This is a genomic window from Idiomarina sp. MD25a, from assembly GCF_001870515.1.
In the GTDB taxonomy this organism is placed as follows: Bacteria; Pseudomonadota; Gammaproteobacteria; order Enterobacterales; family Alteromonadaceae; genus Idiomarina.
Map to the genome: position 1 here is coordinate 519,133 of NZ_MDGT01000002.1, position 19,460 is coordinate 538,592.

General features: G+C 46.9%; 15 protein-coding genes. 11 read left to right on the top strand and 4 right to left on the bottom strand.

Annotated elements, in window-relative coordinates; genetic code table 11:
- The 3 genes from nrdA to ubiG form a co-directional block, all read right to left on the bottom strand.
- Complete coding sequence (nrdA, locus tag BFR57_RS03715; protein ID WP_071462688.1) at window positions 1-2,334, bottom strand: class 1a ribonucleoside-diphosphate reductase subunit alpha; 2,334 nt, start codon at window positions 2,332-2,334, stop codon at window positions 1-3.
- Window positions 2,335-2,660: 326 nt separating this feature from the next.
- Window positions 2,661-3,323: an HAD family hydrolase gene (locus BFR57_RS03720; RefSeq protein ID WP_071462689.1), complete on the bottom strand. Its 663-nt coding sequence runs from the start codon at window positions 3,321-3,323 to the stop codon at window positions 2,661-2,663.
- Window positions 3,324-3,340: 17 nt separating this feature from the next.
- Window positions 3,341-4,075, bottom strand: coding sequence for a bifunctional 2-polyprenyl-6-hydroxyphenol methylase/3-demethylubiquinol 3-O-methyltransferase UbiG (gene ubiG, locus BFR57_RS03725; RefSeq protein WP_071462690.1), 735 nt, complete (start codon window positions 4,073-4,075; stop codon window positions 3,341-3,343).
- Between the two features lie 150 nt (window positions 4,076-4,225).
- Between ubiG and gyrA the strand changes: the two genes are divergently transcribed.
- From gyrA to BFR57_RS03780, 11 genes are all read left to right on the top strand, one after another.
- On the top strand, window positions 4,226-6,865 hold the full coding sequence (gene gyrA / locus BFR57_RS03730; protein ID WP_071462691.1) for a DNA topoisomerase (ATP-hydrolyzing) subunit A: 2,640 nt from the start codon (window positions 4,226-4,228) through the stop codon (window positions 6,863-6,865).
- A complete protein-coding gene (gene serC, locus BFR57_RS03735; RefSeq protein WP_071462692.1) occupies window positions 6,858-7,943 on the top strand; it encodes a 3-phosphoserine/phosphohydroxythreonine transaminase in 1,086 nt (361 codons plus the stop codon). Before gyrA ends, serC begins: the two co-directional genes overlap by 8 nt.
- A 40-nt stretch (window positions 7,944-7,983) precedes the next feature.
- Window positions 7,984-9,087 (top strand): histidinol-phosphate transaminase, encoded by a 1,104-nt coding sequence (hisC, locus tag BFR57_RS03740; protein ID WP_071462693.1) that lies wholly within the window; start codon window positions 7,984-7,986, stop codon window positions 9,085-9,087.
- Window positions 9,077-10,402: a 3-phosphoshikimate 1-carboxyvinyltransferase gene (gene aroA / locus BFR57_RS03745; RefSeq protein WP_083405020.1), complete on the top strand. Its 1,326-nt coding sequence runs from the start codon at window positions 9,077-9,079 to the stop codon at window positions 10,400-10,402. Before hisC ends, aroA begins: the two co-directional genes overlap by 11 nt.
- 118 nt (window positions 10,403-10,520) lie before the next feature.
- Window positions 10,521-11,213 carry a (d)CMP kinase gene (gene cmk / locus BFR57_RS03750; RefSeq protein ID WP_071462694.1) on the top strand — a complete coding sequence of 231 codons (693 nt, stop codon included), beginning with the start codon at window positions 10,521-10,523 and terminating at the stop codon, window positions 11,211-11,213.
- A gap of 116 nt (window positions 11,214-11,329) precedes the next feature.
- The gene (gene rpsA, locus BFR57_RS03755) at window positions 11,330-13,006 is read left to right on the top strand and encodes a 30S ribosomal protein S1 (protein WP_071462695.1); all 1,677 of its coding nucleotides are present in this window, start codon (window positions 11,330-11,332) and stop codon (window positions 13,004-13,006) included.
- Between the two features lie 28 nt (window positions 13,007-13,034).
- Window positions 13,035-13,319, top strand: a complete 285-nt coding sequence (gene ihfB / locus BFR57_RS03760; RefSeq protein WP_071462696.1) for an integration host factor subunit beta — start codon at window positions 13,035-13,037, stop codon at window positions 13,317-13,319.
- 69 nt (window positions 13,320-13,388) lie between these two features.
- Window positions 13,389-13,673: a lipopolysaccharide assembly protein LapA domain-containing protein gene (locus tag BFR57_RS03765; RefSeq protein ID WP_071462697.1), complete on the top strand. Its 285-nt coding sequence runs from the start codon at window positions 13,389-13,391 to the stop codon at window positions 13,671-13,673.
- A 6-nt stretch (window positions 13,674-13,679) separates the two neighbouring features.
- Window positions 13,680-14,834 carry a lipopolysaccharide assembly protein LapB gene (gene lapB, locus BFR57_RS03770; protein WP_071462698.1) on the top strand — a complete coding sequence of 385 codons (1,155 nt, stop codon included), beginning with the start codon at window positions 13,680-13,682 and terminating at the stop codon, window positions 14,832-14,834.
- The gene (gene pyrF, locus BFR57_RS03775; protein ID WP_071462699.1) at window positions 14,827-15,531 is read left to right on the top strand and encodes an orotidine-5'-phosphate decarboxylase; all 705 of its coding nucleotides are present in this window, start codon (window positions 14,827-14,829) and stop codon (window positions 15,529-15,531) included. The genes lapB and pyrF overlap by 8 nt, the downstream gene beginning before the upstream one ends.
- Before the next feature lie 91 nt (window positions 15,532-15,622).
- Window positions 15,623-15,949 (top strand): ComEA family DNA-binding protein, encoded by a 327-nt coding sequence (locus BFR57_RS03780; RefSeq protein ID WP_071462700.1) that lies wholly within the window; start codon window positions 15,623-15,625, stop codon window positions 15,947-15,949.
- 77 nt (window positions 15,950-16,026) lie between these two features.
- Here the strand turns inward: BFR57_RS03780 and rne are convergent, their stop codons facing one another.
- The gene (gene rne / locus BFR57_RS03785; RefSeq protein ID WP_071462701.1) at window positions 16,027-19,044 is read right to left on the bottom strand and encodes a ribonuclease E; all 3,018 of its coding nucleotides are present in this window, start codon (window positions 19,042-19,044) and stop codon (window positions 16,027-16,029) included.
- Window positions 19,045-19,460 lie beyond the last annotated feature (416 nt).

Sequence of the window (19,460 nt, forward strand, 5' to 3'; positions counted from 1 at the left end):
TTAAATCTTGCACGCACCGCCTGCGCAATCGTCGTCTTCTTCAATCACCACCTCGGCAGGGCGATCACTTTGCTTACGTTGACGTTTTTGTTCAGCGGAAATATCGGATTGGTTATCGGCTGCACCATCGCGCGTATTGTGATAGTAAAGTGTTTTTACGCCCATCTTATACGCTGTTAATAGATCCTGAAGTAATTGTTTCATAGGTACCTTAGCACCATTGAACTTACCCGGGTCGTAATTGGTGTTGGCCGAAATAGTTTGATCGACAAACTTCTGCATAATGCCGACCAGTTGCAAATATCCCTTGTTATCGGGGATCTGCCACAATAGTTCGTAATTGTTTTTCAGGTTTTCGTAATCGGGCACCACTTGCTTTGTCACACCGTCTTTAGATGCTTTGACGCTGACAAACCCACGCGGCGGTTCGATACCATTCGTCGCGTTAGAGATTTGTGACGACGTTTCTGAAGGCATCAAGGCGGACAACGTCGAGTTGCGCATGCCGTGTTCTTGAATGTCTTTACGGAGCTGCTCCCAGTCGAGGTGGAGTGGCTCTGAACAAAACGCATCTAAATCTTTCTTGTAGGTATCTGTCGGTAAGATACCTTGAGAGTAGGTGGTTTCATTGAATTTAGGACATTTGCCTTTCTCTTTAGCGAGTTCCATTGACGCTTTCATCAAATAGAACTGAATAGCTTCAAACGTACGGTGCACGAGACCGTTGGCTGAACCATCGGAATACTTCACACCGTGTTTAGCTAAATAGTACGCAAAGTTAATGACCCCTATACCGAGTGTTCTACGGTTCATTGTTGCGTTATAAGCCGCAGGTACGGGGTATTCTTGATAATCTAGCAAACTGTCGAGAGCACGTACGGCAAGATCCGCGAGCTCTTCGAAATCGCTGAGCGACTCAATTTTACCTAAGTTGAACGCTGATAGAGTACATAGCGCAATTTCACCTTCTTCGTCATTTACATGACGCAGTGGTTTAGTCGGCAGCGCAATCTCTAGGCACAGGTTGCTCTGGCGAACCGGCGCAACTTTTGAATCGAACGGACTGTGAGTATTACAGTGATCGACGTTTTGCACATAAATTCGGCCGGTGCTCGCACGCTCTTGCATAAACAAGCTAAACAACTCGATGGCTTTAATACGCTTCTTACGAATATTTTCGTCGTTTTCGTATTGGACGTATAAACGCTCGAACTCTTCTTGGTCTTCAAAGAATGCGTCATATAAGCCAGGTACATCTGATGGACTAAACAGTGTGATGAAATCATCTTTAACTAGGCGTTGATACATCAAGCGATTGAACTGCACACCGTAGTCAAGGTGACGAACGCGGTTTTCTTCCACACCACGGTTGTTTTTAAGTACCAATAAATTTTCAATCTCAAGGTGCCACAATGGATAAAACAGCGTTGCCGCACCACCACGTACACCGCCTTGAGAACAGCTTTTCACAGCAGTTTGGAAATACTTATAGAATGGAATACAGCCGGTATGGAAAGCTTCACCATTGCGGATAGGGCTGCCGAGTGCGCGAATGCGTCCCGCATTGATACCAATACCCGCGCGTTGCGATACGTATTTAACAATAGCGCTGGCTGTGGCATTAATCGAGTCAAGGCTGTCGCCCGTCTCAATCAATACACATGAACTGAACTGGCGGGTTGGCGTGCGCACGCCAGACATGATCGGCGTTGGCAACGATATTTTGAACGTTGACGTCGCATCATAGAAGCGCTTGATGTAGTCCATACGAGTGGACTTAGGGTAATTAGCAAACAAACAAGCAGCCACTAAAATATAAAGAAACTGAGCGCTTTCGTAGATATCACCGGTGACCCGGTTCTGCACCAAGTATTTATTCTCTAATTGTTTAACCGCAGCGTAAGAAAAGTTCATGTCACGCCAGTGATCAATAATTTCATCCATCTGGTCGAATTCTTGCTCACTGAAATCTTCTAGCAAATGTGCGTCGTAACGTTTCTCGTCAACCATTTTCTTGACATGGTCGTAGAGGCGAGGGGGTTCAAACTTGCCATACGCGCGTTTACGTAAGTGAAAGATGGCCAGACGTGCAGCCATGTACTGATAGTCAGGCGCTTCTTCTGAAATGAGGTCTGCCGCAGCTTTAATTATGGTTTCATGAATATCTTCGGTTTTGATCCCATCATAAAACTGAATATGTGACTTAATTTCGACTTGAGAAGCAGAGACATTATTGAGGCCCTCTGCAGCCCACATGATGACACGATGAATCTTATCTAAATTCAGTGGTTCGCGTTGACCACTGCGTTTGGTAACGAAAAGTTGCTCGTTCATTTTAGCGCCGACTCTTAGCTGTTTGTTATAGATTTGTGGCCACAAGATATTGTGTAATTTTCGGTCTGTATACCAAATGAACACAATATCTAGTAGTCGATGTGTTACAGGCATACTAGATACAACCCGCACATCGATCAAGTATATTTAGTAGTAAATATTCGTTTAAAGCCGCTTGAAATTTTGCAAGCGCTTATCGTGCATAGGCTTGCGTGAAAGTGTAAATTTTATAATTTTTTAGTTGAAAAAATCATGACTTTAGAAACAAGTGTTCTATGCAAAAAAGGTGTCATAAAAACCATCAAAAAATGAACGATTTAGATCATTTAATCCGGTAAAGCGAGTAGCTCCATCAAGGCATTGGGATGAGCGATGGCGTAATCTGCTAACCATTGTTGCGGTTGGTCAGTACTTGAGATATAGCCATACTCGGCAAGTACCGTTACCATACCTGCATTACGGCCTGCCACGATATCGCGCTCTGCATCACCAATATAAACACAGTCCTTGGGGTCGACAGCAAGTTGTTCTGCTGCGTAGTAAAGTGGTTTGGGTGACGGTTTGGCTTCTTCCAACGTATCACCACAGACGACTACCGAAATACTTTGTAGCGCTTCAAACTGTGCAATCAGTGGGTGCGTAAGAAACTCAGGTTTATTGGTGACGATACCTATTTTAATCTGATTTCGGCGAAGCGAACTCAGTAACATCTCGATACCGTCAAATAACTTACTATGTAACGCTAAGTTGTTGCGATAGATATCAAGAAATCTTGGTTTTAGCGCAAGCAGCGCGTCCTCATCCAGTTGCGTTAATGCCAATAACCCGCGAGAGCCGTGCGATGCTACTGGGGTAAAAATCTCAGCGGGTATCTCGGGCAGTCCTTGTTCGCGACAGACTTGATTGAGCGCAAAGCCCAAATCCGGTGCTGAATCTAATAATGTGCCATCAAGGTCAAACAAAACTGCAGCTACCGGATGTTTGTTCACGCGAGTTCCCTATTGAGTTAACGGGTTGGTTTGTGAAGTGCAACGATATAGTTAACGTCGACATCATGTTCGTCTAACATAAAGCCTTGCAACGGCTTATATACGATGCCATTCATCTTTATAGCTTGCAATCCATGCGCGTCTGTCATACGAAGTAACTCAGATGGCTTAATAAATCGTTGATGCTGGTGAGTCCCTTTGGGTACCCAACGTAAAACATGCTCAGCCGCCACAATACCTAGCAGCCAAGATTTCACGTTACGATTCAACGTAGAGAAAATAGCGTAACCGCCCGGTTTCACCATCTCACATACTGCACCAACAATGGCGGCAGGGTCAGGAACGTGTTCGAGCATTTCCAAACATGTGACGACATCAAACTGTGCGGTATGTTCCGCAGCAAAGTTTTCAGCGCTTATTTGCTGGTAATTGACACTGAGTTGCGACTCTAAAGCGTGAAGTCGAGCGACTTCTAACGAGTCATGCGCAAGGTCGATACCCGTTACCTGAGCGCCACGACTCGCCATACCCTCGGTTAATAAACCACCACCGCAACCCACATCAACAACATGCTTGTTGAATAACCCGCCTACTTGCTGTTCAATAAAGGTTAATCGCAATGGATTAATTTGATGCAGCGGTTTGAATTCGCCTTCGGTGTCCCACCATCGCGAAGCAAGGGCGGAAAATTTTTCGATTTCTTTTTCGTCAACGTTATTGCTAAGGGCACTTAAAGAGGCTCGTTCTGACATGTGTTAGAGGTTCCAAATTGGCGTAACTTCTATAGAGTTTACATCAGCGGACGTTTTTGAAAAAGAGGGTGCGTGTTCACCCCGTGACGGGTACAATACCTGATTAATTATAACAACGATTAAGTATAGCTTGAGTTTAGGGATACATATATGAGCGATCTGGCTAGAGAAGTCTCACCCATCAATATCGAGGATGAATTAAAAAGTTCTTATCTTGATTACGCGATGAGCGTGATTGTGGGTCGAGCGCTTCCAGATGTTCGGGATGGTTTGAAACCCGTGCATCGTCGCGTACTTTTCGCGATGAATGAATTGCGGAACGACTTCAACAAACCCTATAAAAAGTCTGCCCGTGTGGTGGGTGACGTTATCGGTAAATATCACCCACATGGCGACAGTGCGGTTTATGATACCATCGTGCGTATGGCACAACCGTTCTCGCTGCGCTACACCTTGGTTGATGGTCAAGGTAACTTCGGTTCAGTTGACGGTGATTCAGCCGCAGCCATGCGTTATACCGAAATTCGGATGGAAAAAATTGCCCATCAGTTGTTAGCCGATCTCGACAAAGAAACCGTCGATTTTGTTGATAACTACGATGGTACCGAGCGTATTCCAGACGTTTTGCCAACTAAAGTGCCTAACTTAATGGTCAATGGTTCATCGGGCATAGCGGTGGGCATGGCGACCAACATTCCTCCACATAACTTAACCGAAGTTATCAATGGCACCTTAGCGCTGATTGATAATCCAGAAATCAGCATTGAAGAGCTGATGGAGTTTATTCCAGGACCTGACTTCCCAACGGCGGCGTCAATCTCGGGCCGTTCCGGTATTGTCGAGGCCTACAAAACAGGTCGCGGCCGCATTCATTTGCGTGCTAAAGCCGAGGTCGAAGTTGACGAAAAGTCAGGTCGTGAAAGCATTATCGTCAGTGAAATTCCATATCAGGTGAACAAAGCGCGTTTGATCGAGAAAATCGCTGAGTTGGTGAAAGAAAAACGCCTTGAGGGTATCAGTGGCTTGCGCGATGAGTCGGATAAAGACGGTATGCGTATCGTTATTGAGATTCGTCGTGGTGATGTGGGCGAAGTGGTACTCAACCACCTGTACGCCAATACGCAAATGCAAGTCGTGTTCGGTATTAACATGGTTGCGCTTGATAAAGGTCAACCTAAGCTGTTCAACCTTTATCAGGTATTGGATGCGTTCGTTCGTCATCGCCGTGAAGTAGTGACACGTCGCTCGGTATATGAATTACGTAAAGCGCGTGAACGCGCTCACATTTTAGAAGGCTTGGCGATTTCACTCGCGAATATCGATGAAGTGATTGAGCTTATTCGTCGCTCGCCAACCCCAGCAGAAGCTAAGCAGGGTTTGGTCGCGCGTGGCTGGCAGTTAGGCAATGTCGCGGCAATGCTTGAGTCCGCGGGTGTGGATGCAGCGCGTCCTGAACACCTACCAGAAGAGTATGGTATTCGTGACGGTAGCTACTACCTGACCGAAGAGCAAGCACAGGCTATTTTGGATCTTCGCTTGCATAAGCTGACCGGCTTAGAGCACGAGAAGATCCTTGACGAATATAAAGGTCTGTTGAAGCAGATCGAAGAACTCCTGCATATCTTGCGCTCAACTGAACGTTTGATGGAAGTGATTCGCGAAGAGTTGGTTGAAATTCGTGACAACTTCGGTGATGCACGTAAAACCGAAATCACCGCGGCTGCGCACGATATCAGCATGGAAGACTTGATCAACGAAGAAGACGTTGTGGTAACGCTGTCTCACGAAGGCTATGTGAAGTATCAGCCATTAACTGAGTACGAAGCGCAACGCCGCGGTGGTAAAGGTAAAGCAGCCACGAAGATGAAAGACGACGATTTCGTTGAGCGCCTGTGGGTTGCCAATACTCACGACACCATCTTATGTTTCTCGACCCGTGGTCGTATTTATTGGATGAAGGTCTATCAGTTGCCGTTGGCGAGTCGCGCTTCGCGCGGTAAGCCTATTGTCAACCTATTACCGCTTGAATCGGACGAGCGTATTACTGCAATTTTGCCGACCCGTGATTACCCAGAAGAAAAGTTCGTCATCATGGCGACTAAGCACGGCACGGTTAAGAAAACACCGTTACCCGAATACTCGCGTCCGCGCAACGGCGGTATTATTGCGCTTAATCTGAATGATGGTGATGAACTTATCGGTGTTGATATCACTGATGGTGAGCAAGAAATCATGCTGTTCTCAGATGGCGGTAAAGTCGTTCGCTTTAGAGAAGATCAAGTACGTTCAATGGGTCGTACTGCTACCGGTGTGCGTGGTATCCGTCTAGAGGAAGGACAGAAAGTCGTCAGCCTTATCGTTCCGGGTACCTACGAAGATGAACAACAAGCGGCGATTCTGACGGTCACAGAAAACGGCTTTGGTAAACGCACCTTGGTCGAGGAATATCCGACTAAGAGCCGTGCTACTAAAGGTGTTGTGTCGATAAAAGTCAGCGAACGTAATGGTGCTGTAGTGGGCGCGATGGAAGTCGTGGATGGCAATGAGATCATGCTGATCAGCAACAAAGGTACGCTGGTTCGTACGCGCGTCAATGAAGTCTCGATGGTCGGTCGTAACACGCAAGGCGTGCGTTTGATTCGTACCGGTGATGATGAACAAGTTGTTGGCTTACAGCGCATTGATGAAGTCGACGAGGACGATCTCGAAGATGTGGTTGTTGAAGGTGAAGCAAGTGAAGCGACATCTGAACAACAGTCGTCTGATAAATCTGAGGCAAACGATGAGTAAGATCTTTAACTTTTCGGCCGGGCCGGCGATGTTACCGGCCGAGGTCATGCTGCAAGCACAGGAAGAGTTCTTACAATGGAACGGCACAGGTGTCTCGGTGATGGAATTTTCACACCGCGATCCTGCTTACGTAAAAATGGCGCAAGAAGCTGAGCAAGACTTGCGAGAGTTGTTGAGCGTACCGGATGATTATCATGTATTGTTTTTGCAAGGTGGTGGTCGCGGTCAGTTCTCTGCCGTGCCACAAAACATTGCAGCAAAAACAGACACTGTCGATTATCTTGATTGCGGCACTTGGTCAGGATATGCCATTCGAGAGGCTGAGAAGTATGTGAGCCAAGTTAATGTTGTGGGCGCAGCTCAACAAACAGAGCAGGGCAAACGTATCCAACCCGCCAGTGAATGGCAATTAAGTAACAATGCGCGTTACTTCCACTATTGCCCGAATGAGACAGTGGATGGCATTGCGATTCATGATATTCCTGATGTGCAGGCACCTATCGTTGCCGATATGTCTTCTAATATCCTTTCTGCACCACTCGATGTTAGCCGTTTTGGAGTTATTTACGCAGGCGCTCAAAAAAACATTGGTCCTTCAGGCTTTGCTATCGCGATTGTTAAGAAATCACTCTTAGGTCAACCACAACCTGAGGTGAGTTCGATTATGGACTATCAGTTACAGGCCAAAGATAACTCGATGTACAACACCCCCAATACCTTTGCTTGGTACCTCTCTGGGCTCGTGTTTAAGTGGCTGAAAAGACAAGGCGGTGTTGCGGGTATGGGTGAGCTCAACCAGCGTAAAGCCAAGGCTTTGTATGACTATGTTGACGCGTCTGACTTCTATCGAAATGAAGTTCACCCTGACTATCGGTCTATTATGAATGTACCCTTTCAATTAGCTGACGATGAGCTCGACAAGCACTTTCTAGAGCAAGCTCATCAGGCAGGCCTAGTCGGTCTCAAAGGTCATCGATTTGTCGGTGGCATGCGTGCGAGCCTGTACAATGCCATGCCTTATGCGGGCGTTGAGGCGTTGATTGACTTTATGCGCGAATTTGAGCGTACAAACGGCTAAATCTGCTTATCAAAATAAAAGAACAAAAGAAGGAATGAGCATGGCAAAGTTTGATGCAACCCAGATGGCAAACCCCGGCGTTAGGGAGTTACAACCCTATCAAGCGGGCAAACCAATGGATGAACTGCAGCGTGAACTAGGCTTAGATAAAGTCGTTAAGTTGGCTTCAAATGAGAATCCGTTGGGTATCAGTGCACGTGTTAAGCAAGCTCTCCAGAGTGAAATCGATGATTTAATTCGTTACCCGGACGCTAATGGCTTTTATCTTAAAAGCAAAATTGCTGACAAGTTCTCGGTAGCGACAAATCAAGTGACCTTAGGCAATGGCTCAAATGACGTACTCGAGCTATTAGCGCGTACCTTTGTCAGTGATCAACACGAAGTTATTTTTTCTCAGCATGCGTTTGTTGTTTACCCATTGGTGACGAAAGCGATTGGGGCAACACCGGTCGCGGTTCCTGCCAAAGATTATGGACATGATCTTGATGCGATGCTGGCGGCGATAACACCGAAAACGAAGATGATATTCGTCGCCAACCCAAATAATCCGACGGGTACATTTTTGACGACAGATGCATTGTATAACTTTGTCAAACAAGTACCTGATAACGTTTTGGTCGTGCTTGATGAGGCCTATTACGAATATATTCCGAATGACGAGCGCGCGCCTTCCATTGAGTGGCTTGCGGAGTTTGAAAATTTAGTGGTGACACGCACCTTTTCAAAGGCCTATGGTCTTGCAGGGTTACGTGCTGGTTTTTCGGTGAGTTCTGCGGCGATTGCCGACTTAATGAACCGTATTCGCCAACCGTTTAATGTTAATGCGCTGTCATTGAAAGCGGCGGAAGTGGCATTAGATGATGATGATTATCTTGCTGAAGCGGTGCGCGCGAATGCACAAGGGATGCAGCAGTTGATTCGCTTTTGTGAGCAACACGACTTCAACTATATTCCTTCGTATGGCAACTTCCTTACTATTGAAGTGGGACCGGACGCTGGTAATATTTATCAAAAGTTATTGCATGAAGGCGTGATTGTACGTCCAGTCGCAGGCTACGAATTACCTCATCATCTGCGTGTAAGTATCGGTCTGCGAGAAGAGAACCAAGCGTTCATCGAAGCAATGGAGCGCATTGTTAAATAAAGGTATTACGTTGTTGAATTTACCTGATCCGCTACACCTTGCGCCGCGTTCAGCGTGTAGCGGCACGGTTACACTGCCGGGTTCGAAGAGCATCTCAAACCGTGCACTGCTGATGGCGGCATTGTGTAGCCAACCTGTGACCTTAAAGAACGTGCTTGAAAGTGATGATACGGCGCGCATGATCGAAGCCTTAATGACACTCGGCGTATCTGTTAAACGCAGTGATTTGGATCCCTCCGAATACCAAGTCGAAGGCTGTGGTGGCCGTTGGCAACCCGCTCATAACGAACTCTATCTTGGCAATGCCGGCACCGCCGTCCGTCCTCTTGTCGCTGTGCTCGCCGCCTCATTGAGCAACACGCAAGTGATGCGGCTTGATGGCAATGCGCGCATGCGCGAGCGCCCAATCGCGGCGCTAATCGATAGCTTAATCGCGGCCGGCGCAAACATTCAGTGTCATGCAGAACCCGGTTTCTTACCGTTGACTATCGAGAGTGGTTTTAAGGGCGGAGAGGTGACTATTGATGGTAGCGCGTCGAGTCAATACATCTCGGCGTTGTTGATGGCTTTACCTTTGCTTGCTGACGACAGCGAATTGTTATTAGTGAACGAGGTTATCTCGGTTCCTTATATCGAACTCACCTTATCGATGCTGCGTGATTTTGGCATTCAAATTGATAAACACAGTGACCGTCATTACAAAATTCCCGGTCGCCAGAGCTATCGTTCGCCAGGCAGTTATTTTGTTGAAGGTGATGCAAGCGGAGCGAGCTACTGGATTGGCGCTGCCGCAATTAGTGGTGGTCCAATCACGATTTATGGTGTGGGTAAAAATTCAATTCAGGGCGATGTACATTTCGCCGAACTTGCACAGCAAATGGGCGCAAACGTAGACATGCTGGATAACGCAATTCGTGTCTCCCGAAACGCTGAGCTCACTGCGATCGATATTGACTGCAACAACGTGCCTGATGCGGCAATGACGCTCGCTCCTATGGCATTATTTGCTCAAGGGACGACGGTGATTCGTAACGTCGCCAGTTGGCGCGTGAAAGAGACCGACCGATTGGCAGCGATGGCGACTGAACTACGTAAAGTCGGCGCACAGGTGGAAGAGGGCGATGACTATTTATCTGTGACGGCCCCTCAGCATTGGCAGCACGCTACGCTAGACACCTACGATGACCATCGCATGGCGATGTGTAGTGCCTTGATTGCGTTTTCTCCGGTAGGCGTCAGCATCAATGATCCTCAATGTTGCTCAAAGACGTACCCCCAGTTTTTTGATGAATTTTCACGGCTTTGTCACGATTAAAATATAGTCTTATATCAAACTTTGATGTAAACAGCGCGTGACAAAAGATGCAAAATTTTCACAAATCAGTATAATTGCGCGCTTAAATCTGCAAAGAGCAGGGCAAATAGAGGAATTTATGGCGACTCGCGTACCCGTAATTACAATCGATGGGCCAAGTGGCTCAGGCAAAGGCACAGTGAGCCGTTTGTTGGCCGAGAAGTTAGGCTGGCATCTTCTTGATAGTGGCGCAATCTATCGTGTGTTGGCATTAGCCGCGATTCATCATGATTTTGAGCCTGACGAAGAAGAGAAACTTGTCACGTTAGCTTCACACCTCGATGTGAAGTTTGAAGCGGAGGAAGACAAAGGACTTACTCATATCATCTTAGAGGGTGAGGACGTTACTCTAACGATTCGCACTGAAAGTGTGGGCAACATGGCATCGAAGATCGCCGCTCTACCAAGGGTTAGAGAAGCATTGTTACGCCGCCAGCGTGGCTTTAAAGAGCTACCAGGGTTGATAGCAGACGGTCGAGATATGGGCACTGTCGTGTTCACTGATGCGGATGCTAAAGTATTCTTAACTGCCTCAGCTGAGGAACGCGCACAACGTCGCTTCCTACAATTGAAGGAAAAGGGTTTTGATGCTAACATTGACCAATTAATAACCGAAATAAAAGAGCGAGATGATCGCGACACAAATCGCGCTGTTGCGCCGCTCAAACCGGCTGAAGATGCTTTGTACATTGATTCAAGTGACAAAAGCATAGATGAAGTCGTCGATTCGGTGATGGAGTTTGCACATAGCAAACTGTCACAAACTAGCTAGCTGGTCATAAGACGAGCTATTTAGGGACCTGCTGTAAGGATACGTGCAGGTGATTTTAATAACCCCGCTGAACAGGATGTCCAGTGGATGTCATCTAAAAAGTGAAGTTAATACATATGTCAGAAAATTTTGCACAGCTGTTTGAAGAGAGCCTGAAAGAAGTCGAAACTCGTCCGGGTTCTATCGTTAAAGGTACTGTCGTTGCGATCGAAAAAGATCTTGTTTTAGTCGACGCAGGCCTGAAATCTGAAAGTGCTATCCCTGCCGAACAATTCCGTAATGCTGACGGCGAACTTGAAATCACAGTAGGTGACGAGATCGACGTAGCGTTAGACGCGGTTGAAGACGGTTTCGGTGAAACAATTCTTTCACGCGAAAAAGCTAAGCGCTATGAAGCTTGGCTGCAGCTGGAAAAAGCATACGAAGATAACGCAACTGTTACTGGTATCATTTCTGGTAAAGTTAAAGGTGGTTTCACTGTGGATCTTGGCGGCGTTCGCGCGTTCTTGCCAGGTTCATTGGTTGACGTACGTCCAGTACGTGAAACTGCACACCTTGAAAACAAAGACCTTGAATTCAAAGTTATCAAGCTTGATCAGAAGCGCAACAACGTTGTTGTTTCTCGCCGCGCAGTTATCGAGAAAGAAAACAGTGCAGAGCGTGAAGAGCTTCTTGAGAACTTGCAAGAAGGTCAAGAAGTTCAAGGTATCGTTAAGAATCTTACCGATTACGGTGCGTTCGTTGACCTTGGCGGCGTAGATGGCTTGTTGCACATCACCGACATGGCTTGGAAACGTGTTAAGCACCCAAGCGAAATCGTTAATGTTGGCGACGAAATCACTGTTAAAGTACTTAAGTTTGATCGCGAGCGCACTCGTGTATCACTTGGTCTTAAGCAGCTTGGCGAAGATCCATGGGCGGATATCGCAAACCGTTACCCAGAAGGCACTCGCCTGACTGGCCGCGTGACTAACTTGACTGATTACGGCTGCTTCGTTGAAATCGAAGAAGGCGTTGAAGGTCTTGTACACGTGTCAGAAATGGATTGGACTAACAAAAACGTTCATCCTTCTAAAGTGGTTAACTTGGATGACACTGTTGAAGTTATGGTCCTTGAAATTGACGAAGAACGTCGTCGTATTTCTCTTGGCCTTAAGCAGTGTAAACCTAACCCTTGGGAAGAGTTTGCTAAGAACCACAACAAAGGCGATAAAGTCTCTGGCAAGATCAAGTCAATCACTGACTTTGGTATCTTCATCGGCCTAGAAGGCGGTATCGACGGTTTGGTTCACCTTTCAGACATCAGCTGGAACGCAACTGGCGAAGAAGCGGTCCGCGATTATAAGAAAGGCGAAGAAGTGACTGCAGTCGTAATGCAAGTTGACGCAGAGCGTGAGCGTATTTCTTTAGGTATCAAACAGCTTGAAGAAGACCCGTTCAACAACTTCTTAGCGGCGAACAAGAAAGGTTCTATCGTAAACGGTACTATCACTGAAGTAGACGCTAAAGGTGCTAAAGTAGAATTAGCAGATAGCGTTGAAGGTTATATCCGTGCAGCTGACATCTCACGTGAGCGCGTTGAAGACGCAAGCACTGAGTTGAACGTTGGCGATAGCGTTGAAGCGCGCTTCATGGGCGTGGACCGTAAGAACCGTACGTTAAGCTTGTCTATCCGTGCGAAAGACGAAGTTGAAGAAAAAGAAGCCGTTGAGCAAGTGAACAAACAGCAAGATAGCTCTGGTATTAACAGTGCTATGGCTGACGCGTTCAAGGCTGCTAAGACCGACGATTAATTAAACCTTGAGTGAGGAGGGTGGCAAGATGACAAAATCGGAGTTGATTGAGAAATTAACCCTGAAGTTTTCGGACCTTCCTCCGCGAACGATTGAGTCGTCTGTGAAAGATATTCTTGAGCAGATGATTCAAAGTTTGGCAAAGGGTCGTCGTATTGAGATACGAGGCTTTGGAAGTTTTTCACTTCACTATAGAGCGCCACGTATCGGCCGTAACCCAAAAACCGGAGAGCGAGTTGAGTTGGACGGTAAGTACGTTCCTCACTTCAAACCGGGTAAAGAGTTACGGGAACGCGTCGACAATTTTAATTAGTTTGCGTTCGTTCGTTGAAAACGGCATGCTATACTGGCATGCCGTTTTTATTTATATGAGGCTCGGAACGTGCTTAGACGGATATTAATATTAGTTCCCATCATCCTCTTGTTTCTGCTGGCACTCGCGTTTGGTGCGCAAAACCCAACCGCAGTCAGTGTAAACTTTCTCATAGCAAAAGCAGACTTCTCGGTAGCAGGTTTAGCCGCGATCTTTCTCGCTGTTGGTTTCGCCATCGGTCTGATCTTGTTAACGCTTTATGGCATTAAATGGCGTATGCGCAATGCCAAGTTAGAAAGGCGGTTAAAGCGAGCTGAGCAAAAGGCTTCTGAATCACGTGAAAAACAGTCGTAAGTATTTATGTTAGAACTGCTGTTTTTACTTCTTCCTGTTGCCGCAGCCTATGGTTGGTTCATGGGGCGCAACAGTGTGCGTTCAGAAGAGCGTAAAGAACAACAACAGTTCTCAAAGAAATATGCAACGGGACTTAATCTATTACTCTCCGACGAACCAGACAAAGCTGTTGATCTGTTCGTCGAACTGCTAGACGTAGATAGTGATACACTTGAAACTCATTGGACATTAGGCACGTTATTTCGTCGCCGAGGTGAAGTAGAACGCGCCATCAAGATTCACCAAAACCTCATTAACAGAAGTAACATCACAGAATACGATCGGCTCAATGCCATGTTTGAGCTCGGTAAGGATTACTTATCGGCGGGTATTTATGACCGAGCAGAGCAAATGTTTGCGCGTTTGCAAGACCACAAATTATTTAGAAGTGCGAGTAGACATTATTTGCTCGAGCTTTTCCAAGCGACTCATGATTGGGATAAGGCGATAAAAGTCGCTCTGCGACTTAATAGAGATGACCACATAGAAACCGTGGTAGGGCAGTTGTACTGCGAATTATCGTTGACCGAGCAATCGGTAGTTAAGCAAATTAAATATTGCAAAAAAGCGCTTAAATACGATAAGCGCTGCGTCCGAGCGAGTATTTTATTGGGTCAAATCTACGCCGCACGTGACCAACTCAGGGACGCAATTCACTGCTATGAGTTCGTGCTTGAGCAAGATAAACAGTTCACCCGTGATGTTTTGCAACCTCTCAAAGCCTGTTACATGAGCTTAAATGACGAAGCTGGCTATGTTGAGTTTCTTAATCGATGTGTTGCCGCCAATGCGGGTACCAGCGCGGTAATCGAACTGTCAGAATACTTATTTGAAAACCAAGGCGGCGATGCCGCAGAACGCTTTATTCGTTCTGCGATGGAGCAGCACGCTACCATGCGCGGTTTCCACCAACTCATGGATTTTCACATTCGAGCTGCGGATGTCGGTAATGCTCGCGAGAGTTTACGGATATTACAGAAGATGGTTGCGGAGCATATTAAACAACGTCCGAGTTATGCTTGCCGTCAGTGCGGCTTCTCAGGACAAACCCTCTATTGGCAATGCCCCTCATGCAAGACATGGGGCTCAACAAAACCCATTAAAGGATTAGACGGTGAATAGCAAAAGCTTACCTTTGATTTACGTTGCGCTGGATTTTGAAACAGCGGAAGAGGCTAACCAACTTATTGCACAACTTGATGCGAAGTCAGTTGGACTCAAAGTCGGCAAGGAGTTGTTTACTGCCGCTGGACCTGAGGCGGTTAAACATTGGGTGAAACAAGGCTTTTCAGTTTTTCTCGATCTTAAGTTTCACGATATTCCTAATACAGTCGCAAAAGCGGTCGTACAAGCGGCACGGCTCGGCGTAGATGTAGTCAATGTTCATGCGTCGGGTGGTCGAAATATGATGCGCACGGCAAAGGCGGCACTAGAAAAGGAGGCTCACCAACCGTTATTGATCGCGGTCACTGTGCTGACGAGTATGAGCGATGAGGATTTAGCAGAGATCGGTATTCAGCGGAATGCGCAAGAACAAGTCTTAGCATTAGCAGAATTGACCCAAGCGTCGGGTTTAGATGGTGTTGTATGTTCAGCTCAAGAAGCGAAAATGTTGAAATCGAAATTGGGTGATGCGTTTAAGTTGATGACGCCAGGTATTCGTCCCGCAGGGAGTCAACAGGATGATCAAAAGCGTGTTATGACCCCAGAGCAAGCGCAGCAGGCGGGCGTTGACTATATGGTTATCGGTCGACCTATTACAAAAGCATCTGACCCGGCAAAGGCAGCGTCTGAGATAGTCGCATCATTGGCATCTTAATCACGTATTTACAGCCAAACCATCCCCATTTTTTCTCCTGTTCACTATGCTTGTTGCGCTGAGTTGCTCAGCGTGGCAAGAGGAGAAATCAATGTTACGTAAATTTTTATTACCTGCGGCCATCGTCGCGTTGTCGGGTTTGTCTGTTGGCCAAGCAGCGGTTGCTGCTCCCATTCATACGTTCACAGCACCTTATTTACAAACTGCGGAAAGCAAAACCGATAAACTCAATATCAATACCGCCACAGCGGATCAAATAGCAGTAGCAATGGTCGGTGTTGGCAAATCTAAAGCTGAGAATATCGTTAAGTTTCGTGAGCAACTGGGCGGCTTTAAAAACTTAGATCAATTACTTGAGGTTAAAGGTATTGGTCAGCGCACGCTTGATAAAAATCGTAGCAAACTGACGTTGGAGTAAAACAAAGAGTCGGTAGGAAATAACAAAAAAGGCTGCCTAATGGCAGCCTTTTTATAGTCAGGTTCTAATCGTCGATTCTAGCTAGAACACTTTGTCATCTCAGCTTTAGCTGATTTGGTAGCGAATGCAATTGAAGCCATTCGTTCAGATTTGCTAAATGGCTTGCGTGAGTCTGCTTGTGCGATAGGCAGTGCAGTGAACTCCGAGTCGCGTACCTGAGCCGTTGCTTTCGTCATGCCTGAAAATGCTTTGCCACCTGCAATCTTTGACGGTAGCACAGGCTGCACGGCTTCCTTACTGTGCTGATTATTTTCACGTTCTTGTTTACGGCGCTGACCTGCGGCACGCATATGGCGCGGCGAGCGACGTGAACGGTTACGTTCTTTAGGTGAGTTCTCAGCAGCAGGTGCGGACGCTGGAGCAGAGGCTTGCTCTGTCGCCTGAGTCGGTGACTGTTCTTGCTCAGTGTCTCCGCCCAACTGTTCTTCAGGTTTAACTTCAGTCGTTTCATCAACTAGCGGTTGCTCAGCACTGGTCGACGTGTCTTCGGCTTGCGCAGGCTCAGGACGTTCCTCTGCCTGAACTGTTGCTTCAGACTTCACTGATACTTTTTCCTCAGCGGCATTAACAGCTTCCGCTTCATACGACTCAACGGCGTCACTTGCAGCCTTTGATTCCGTCGTTGATGGTTCTGAAGTGGTCTGAGTATCAACGGCTTCCTGTTTAACCAGTTCAGCAGCTGCTTGCATGCGAGGGTCCATCACCTTTTTCTTAATGACGTCATCCGCCGCAGTTTTATCGACCTGAGCGCTTGACTCCACTGCTGACTCATCTTGCTTAGGCTGATCAGCTTTTTGAACTTGTTGCTTTGGTTGAGCCGGCTTTTCTTGAGCTTTGTCAGACTGCTTTGCTCGATCCTGCTTATCTGAGCTTTCAGGCTGATTTGCTTGGTTACTTTTAACACGAACAGAGCGCTCTAATTTACGTGGCTCACGACGCTTCTTAGGCTGTGAATCACGTTTTTCTTGCTGCTCGTTTTTCGGCTTATCAGCTGTTTGTTGTTCAACTTGATTATCGACGGTATCAGCTTGCTTACCGTTAGCCTGATTCGGGTTTTGGTTTTGATTACGGTTTCTATTGCGTCCGCGGCGATTACGACGGTTAGAATTCGGACGACCTTCCGTATTACTGCGCGCCGAAGCTGACTTAGCATTATCATTTGACTTACTGTCAGTTTCGGCATTTGATTTTTCAGCGTCACGTTTATTGGCCGCACGATTATTGTTGCGACGACCGTTATTACGGTTGTTACGACGTTGGTTGTTACGACCGCGGCGCTGGTTATTATTAGAACGCTGCTGATTCTCCTGCGGTTTGTCTTCAGTTTCGTCAGTACCTAATAACTTACTCAACCAGAGACTGATGCGCTTCAGAATTGAAGGCGCCTCAGCTTTAACTTGTGGTTGAGGGCGGGGCGTTGGCGCAGGTGGCGCTGTCGGTGCCTGTAGGCCTTTAAGCGCAGGTTCCTCAAGTTGCTGACGTTCTTTGGTTAAGGTAATTGCCACACTTTCTTCTTGCTGCTCAGGTTTTTGTACCTGATTAAAGCTTGCAGCCTCTGGCACCTCGTCATCACGAATGCGAATAACATCAAAGTGAGGCGTATCCATGTGATGATTTGGGATTATAACGGCTTTAACGTTGTGGCGTTCTTCGATCTTAATAACTGACGCGCGTTTCTCGTTTAACAAGAAAGTGGCAACCGAAACAGGTACCTGAGCTTGCACTTGAACAGTGTTGTCTTTAATTGCTTCTTCCTCGATGAGACGCAGAATCGACAATGCAAGTGACTCACTTGAACGAATCGTGCCTTGACCACTGCAACGTGGGCAGACGGCGTTGGCTGACTCACCTAACGACGGGCGTAAACGTTGACGGGACATTTCGAGTAAGCCAAAGCGTGAAATACGCGCGACTTGAATACGTGCGCGATCATGCGCCAAACTGTCACGTAAACGGTTTTCAACTTCACGTTGATGGCGAGTTGGTGTCATATCAATAAAGTCAATAACTACCAAGCCGCCGACATCGCGCAGACGTAGCTGACGCGCAATCTCTTCGGCCGCTTCAAGATTGGTTTGAAACGCTGTTTCCTCAATATCGCCACCTTTGGTCGCGCGCGCTGAGTTAATATCAATTGAGGTAAGCGCTTCTGTTGGATCGATAACAATCGAGCCACCTGAAGGTAAACGCACCTCGCGCTGGAATGCCGACTCGATTTGGCTTTCAATTTGATAATGACTGAATAAAGGCACATCGCCTTCATATAGCTTAACCCGGCTTACAAAGTCTGGACGAATAAGTTGAATGTGGTCACGAACCTGTTCAAACACTTTCTTACTGTCGATCAGCACCTCACCGATGTCGCGGCGCAAGTAATCGCGCAACGCTCTAAAGATGACGTTACTCTCTTGATGAATTAAGAACGGAGCAGTGCGTTTCTCGGCAGCTTCTGTGATAGCTGTCCAGTGGTGAATAAGGACGTTTAAATCCCATTCAAGCTCTTCTTTTGACTTGCCAACACCTGCAGTACGAACAATCAGACCCATTTCTTTGGGCACGTTGATTTCGCTCAATGCGTCTTTCAGTGCAGAGCGCTCCTCACCCTCAATACGACGCGAGATCCCGCCAGCGCGCGGATTATTTGGCATAAGTACCAAATAGCTACCTGCTAAAGAAATAAAGGTCGTTAGGGCTGCGCCTTTTTGACCTCGTTCTTCTTTATCGATTTGAACGATAACCTCTTGGCCTTCGCGTACAACATCTTTGATGTTTGGGCGACCATTAAAAGTGTAGCCATCAGGGAAGTAGGTTTTTGCGATTTCTTTGAGAGGTAAAAATCCGTGGCGATCAGCGCCGTAGTCGACGAAAGCAGCCTCTAAACTCGGCTCGATGCGGGTAATTTTACCCTTATAAATATTTGCTTTCTTCTGTTCATGACCTGGGCTTTCGATGTCTAAATCGTACAAGCGCTGGCCATCAACCAGCGCCACACGCAACTCCTCGAGCTGCGTGGCATTGATTAACATTCTCTTCATTTTAGTGACTCAATATCATTGTGCCACTGGTAAGCGTATAGCGGTAGCAGACGTGCTTTACTTCTTTAACTGATTGTACTTGGGGTTCATCAGGAACCTTGCATGGCCACCCGTTACATTCATTTTTGACTGAATTTAACGTGCGCCTCAAACTATTCTTTATCTGATTGACTGTCTGTCTTCAAATCCGCTCCTCGAAACAAACGGTTATCGAGGGCTACGCTACCCAGTAGCGTTAATTACGAACGTAGCTCGCTGACAAAAATATCTCCAAACTAACCCTGTGCATTCGAAATCTCGGTTAACCGTATCTCGACGTAGGGGAGGAGCATGGTTTGTCGCCAACCACACGATTTATGTCGTCTCAAACCATCCACTGAGTGTGCGCCTTACCTAGGCTGCTAACAACGACTCAG